Source organism: Streptomyces albidus (ex Kaewkla and Franco 2022) (assembly GCF_013870515.1).
Taxonomy (GTDB): Bacteria; Actinomycetota; Actinomycetes; order Streptomycetales; family Streptomycetaceae; genus Streptomyces; species Streptomyces albidus.
Genome location: NZ_JACBXA010000361.1, coordinates 1 through 4,308, shown reverse-complemented (window position 1 = coordinate 4,308; position 4,308 = coordinate 1). Strand labels below are relative to the sequence as shown.

Annotated in this window: 4 protein-coding genes; all 4 read left to right on the top strand. The window is 71.2% G+C overall.

Annotation, left to right across the window (positions count from 1 at the left end; translation table 11 throughout):
• Window positions 1-231 precede the first annotated feature (231 nt).
• Window positions 232-540: an acylphosphatase gene (locus tag H5J26_RS28815; RefSeq protein WP_181768907.1), complete on the top strand. Its 309-nt coding sequence runs from the start codon at window positions 232-234 to the stop codon at window positions 538-540.
• A gap of 16 nt (window positions 541-556) precedes the next feature.
• Window positions 557-1,303 carry a Mut7-C RNAse domain-containing protein gene (locus tag H5J26_RS28810; protein WP_181768906.1) on the top strand — a complete coding sequence of 249 codons (747 nt, stop codon included), beginning with the start codon at window positions 557-559 and terminating at the stop codon, window positions 1,301-1,303.
• A gap of 267 nt (window positions 1,304-1,570) precedes the next feature.
• Window positions 1,571-3,199, top strand: coding sequence for an alpha/beta hydrolase (locus H5J26_RS28805; protein WP_181768905.1), 1,629 nt, complete (start codon window positions 1,571-1,573; stop codon window positions 3,197-3,199).
• Between the two features lie 68 nt (window positions 3,200-3,267).
• On the top strand, window positions 3,268-4,308 hold a 1,041-nt coding region (locus H5J26_RS28800; protein WP_210771869.1), incomplete at its 3' end, for a DEAD/DEAH box helicase.

The following is a 4,308-nucleotide window of genomic DNA, read 5'->3' as shown; positions in this document are numbered from 1 at the left end:
ATGCGGTCGGCGAGCTTCTCGGTCAGGCGCTCCCAGGTGATCGGTTCGAGTCGCACGTCTTCATGGTCGCGCGTCCCCGGGGGCACGTGACGGCGAGCCCGCCTCGGTGGGCCGGGAGCGCCCGGGTCCCTCCCGGCCGGACCCGCTCCGGTGGATCGCCTGCCCGCTGTGTCCTTATGCTGGGTCGGTGATCCACCGGCGTCGAGAGGTGCCCACCGGAGGTGCTCCACGGTGACCCGCAAGCGCGTGATCGTCTCGGGTGCGGTGCAGGGCGTGTTCTTCCGCGACTCCTGCCGGACCGAAGCCGCCTCCCGTGGCGTCGTCGGCTGGGTGCGCAATCTCCGCGACCGTACGGTCGAGGCCGCGTTCGAGGGTGAGCTGGACGCCGTCGACCAGCTCGTCGAGTGGGCGCACAAGGGCCCGCCGCAGGCCCGTGTGGACGAGGTGCAGGTCTACGAGGAGCCGCCGCAGGGGCTCACCGACTTCCAGGTCCGCCCCACCCCGCCGCCCGACTCCCCTCCACCGCACGCGAATCCGTGACGCCCGGCCGGTCCCGGTGACCCCCGGGGTCCCGCAGTTCGGTCTCCGTTTCGCACAGGAGCTGCGCTTCTTCCTCTCCGCCCGGCACCGCCGCGCGGACGAGGTCCACGTCTCCTGCGACGGCACCTCGACCCTCGGCCACGTCGTCCAGTCCCTGGGCGTACCGCTGACGGAGGTGGGTGAACTGACAGTGAGCGGACGCGCCGTCGCGCCGTCGTACCGCCCCCAGGGACCCGGTTCGGCCGACGTCGCAGCCGTCGCACGGCCGCAGCCCGTCGCTTCCCCCACTCCGCCGCGCTTCGTCCTCGATGTGCATCTGGGCGCGCTGGCCCGGCTGCTTCGCCTCGTCGGCCTGGACGCCGCGTACCGCAACGACATGTCCGACGAGGCCCTACTGGAACAAGCGAACGCAGAGCACCGCGTGCTCCTCACCCAGGACCGTGGGCTGTTGCTGCGCAGGGCGCTGTGGCTGGGCGCGTACGTGCGGGGGTCCCGCACGGATGCCCAACTCGCCGACGTCCTCGACCGGTTCGCCCCGCCTCTGGCCCCGTGGATCCGGTGCATGGCGTGCAACGGGATGCTCGCTCCCGTTCCGAAGTCGGAGATCGCGTCGCTGCTCCGTCCGGGCACGCGGCGCACGTACGACACCTTCATGCGCTGCCGCAGCTGCGAGCGACTCTTCTGGCGGGGTGCGCACAGCGGCCGTCTGGAGGCGGTGGTCGCTTCGGCGCGTGCGGCCGTACGCACGGGCGGCCGGACTTGAGCGGGCGGGTCGTGCGGGTCGTGCGGGTCGTGCGGGTCGTGCGGGTCGTGCGGGTCGTGCGGGTCGTGCGGGTCGTGCGGGGCTCAACGCTCCTGCGGCGCGGGCGTGTTGCCGCATCGGGGCGCGTGGAGGAGACGCCATGGGGTGATACGCCTGCTATTTCCCCCCGAGTTAATTTGTGCAGAACCATCCCCCATGGGGCCTGTGTGCTGCACGATGCGTATGGCCGCGACTTGTGCGGCCATGACTCTCCACATGGGAGCTCGGATGAAAAGACGCGTCATAGCCGTGAACAGTGCCGCCGTGGTGATGCTGGCCGGGGTGCTCACGGCCGTACCGGCGTCGGCGAACGCCGGGGCCGCACCCTCCGCAAAGCCAGGCGATGCGAGCAGCACCCTCAAGTGGACCGACTGCGGGACCGAGAGCTATCCGGAGCTTCAGTGCTCCACGCTGCGCGTTCCGCTCGACCACTCGCGCCCGAGCGGCAAGAAGATCTCCATCGCCCTTTCGCGCATTCAGCACACCGCTGAGAAGTCGCAGGGCCCGCTGCTCGTCAACCCCGGTGGCCCGGGCGGCAGCGGCCTGACCCTCGCCGGGTTCGTCGCCGGCTCGCTGCCCGAGAAGGTGGCGGCGCAGTACGACGTGATCGGCTTCGACCCGCGCGGCGTGGGCAAGAGCGAGCCCGCACTCGACTGCAAGCCGGGCTACTTCGGCCCGGTCCGGCCCGACACGGTGCCGCGCAGCGCGAAGGACGAACTGACCAACGTCAAGCGCGCCAAGGGCTTCGCCGACGCGTGCGGCAAGAAGTACGGCAGCCTTCTGAAGTACATCGACACGGTGAGCGCCGTGGAGGACATGGACGTCATCCGCCGTGCGCTCGGCAGCAAGAAGATCAACTACTTCGGCTACTCGTACGGCACGTATCTCGGCGCCGTCTACGCCAAGTTGCACCCGGACCGCGTTCGCCGCGCCGTGCTGGACAGCATCGTCAACCCCGACGGCGTCTGGTACGAGGACAACCTGGACCAGGACGTCGCATTCGACGCCCGGCACAAGGCCTTCGCCGCCTGGGTCGCCAAGCACGACGCCGACTACGGTCTCGGCACCGACCCGGCCGCCGTGGAGAAGTCCTGGTACAAGATGCGCGACGCGCTGCGCAAGAAGCCCGCGGGCGGGAAGGTCGGAGCCGCGGAGCTGGAGGACACCTTCCTCCCCGGCGGCTACTACAACGGCTACTGGCCGGACCTGGCCTCGGCGTTCGCCGCGTACGTCAACGACGGCAAGGACGAGCCGCTGGCCGAGGCATACGACTCGTTCGCCGCGGTCGACGCCGAGGGCGACAACGGCTACTCCATCTACACCGGCGTGCAGTGCCGCGACGCCTCCTGGCCGCGCGACTGGCGCACCTGGCACCGCGACAACCAGAAGGTGCACGAGAAGGCGCCGTTCATGACGTGGAACAACGCCTGGTACAACGCGCCTTGTGCGTTCTGGCCCGTCAAGTCCCTGAAGGCGCCCGAGGTTTCGAACAAGAAGCTCCCGCCCGTCCTGCTCTTCCAGGCCACCGACGACGCGGCCACCCCGTACGAGGGCGGTGTCGTCATGAACCGCAAGCTGCGCGGCTCCAGCCTGGTCGTCGAAGAAGGCGGCGGCAACCACGGCATCTCGCTCAGCGGCAACGAGTGTCTGGACGGCTACCTGTCCGACTACCTGGCGACGGGCAAGGTCCCCCGGGGCAAGGGAAGCGGCGACGCGGACGCGGTCTGCGACGCCCTGCCCGACCCGGAGCCCCTGACCCCGGAGAAGGCGAAGTCCGCCGTGCCCGCGCCGTACGGCCCGGCCGGCGCAGCCGACCGCGGGTCGAAGCTGCACGACCTGCTCCGCCCCCGGAGCTGAGGTCCCCGTGAGTGCTCCGGGCGTCACCTGGTGCCCGGAGCACTCACGAAGCGGCCTACGGTACGTGCGTGCCCCCGACCACCGACGCGATGAAGCACCTCCGCCCGCCGTATCCGCTGCGCAAGCACCAGGAAGCCGCACTTGCCCGTCTCGCCGAGGCGTTGACGACGGGAGCGGCGGGTGCGGGCTCGGCGAGTGGCGCGGGAGCACCCCGACTCGCCCGCGCCTGGGTCGTGTTGCCGCCCGGCATGGGCAAGACGCTGGTCGGGCTGGAAGCGGCACGGCGGCTCGGTGACCCCGTCGTGGTGCTCACCCCGAACACCGCCATCCAGGGCCAGTGGCTCCGGGAATGGGCGGCGTTCGCGCCCGGCACCGCTGCCGTCCCCGCCGGGACGGACCGCACCCTCGACTCGCCCGTCACCGTGCTCACTTACCAGTCCCTCGCCTCCTTCGACCCGGACGCCGAGATCGACGAGGACGGTACGGAGACGGCACCCGCCGGCGCCCGTAACTCGCCTGCCGCCACACAGCACCTGCACAGGCTGCGCCCGCAGGGCCTTCAGCTCGTCGAATCGCTGCGCCGCACCGGCCGGTTCACCCTCCTGCTGGACGAGTGCCACCATCTCCTCGACACCTGGGGCGAGTTGGTGGCCGAACTGCTGCGTGAGCTTCCGGACGCCACCGTCATCGGGCTGACCGCCACTCCTCCCGACCGGCTGACGCCTTCCCAGGCGCAGCTCGTCGGTGAGCTGTTCGGACCAGCCGTGCAGGGCCCGTCGATCCCCGCCGCCGTACGGGAGGGACACCTCGCCCCCTACGCGGAGCTGTGCTGGGTGACCACCCCGACACCGCTCGAGGCGGACTGGCTCGCGGGCGAAGCCGAGCGCTTCACCGAGCTGACGACCGACCTCCTCGACCCCGGCTTCGCCTCGCGCCCCTTCCTCAGCTGGCTGGACGAACGCTTCATCACCCGGGCGGGGCCCGACGGCGCACAGCTGCCGTGGTCCCGCCTCGCGCGTGAGCGCCCCGAACTGGCCGCCGCAGCCCTGCGGTTCCACCATGCAGGGCTGCTCGCCCTGCCCGACGGGGCGCGGCCCCAGGAGGAGCAC

Coding starts and splice junctions, on each gene's coding strand:
- H5J26_RS28805 (WP_181768905.1), top strand. CDS start 1,571: ATGAAAAGACGCGTCATAGCCGTGAACAGTGCCGCCGTGGTGATGCTG.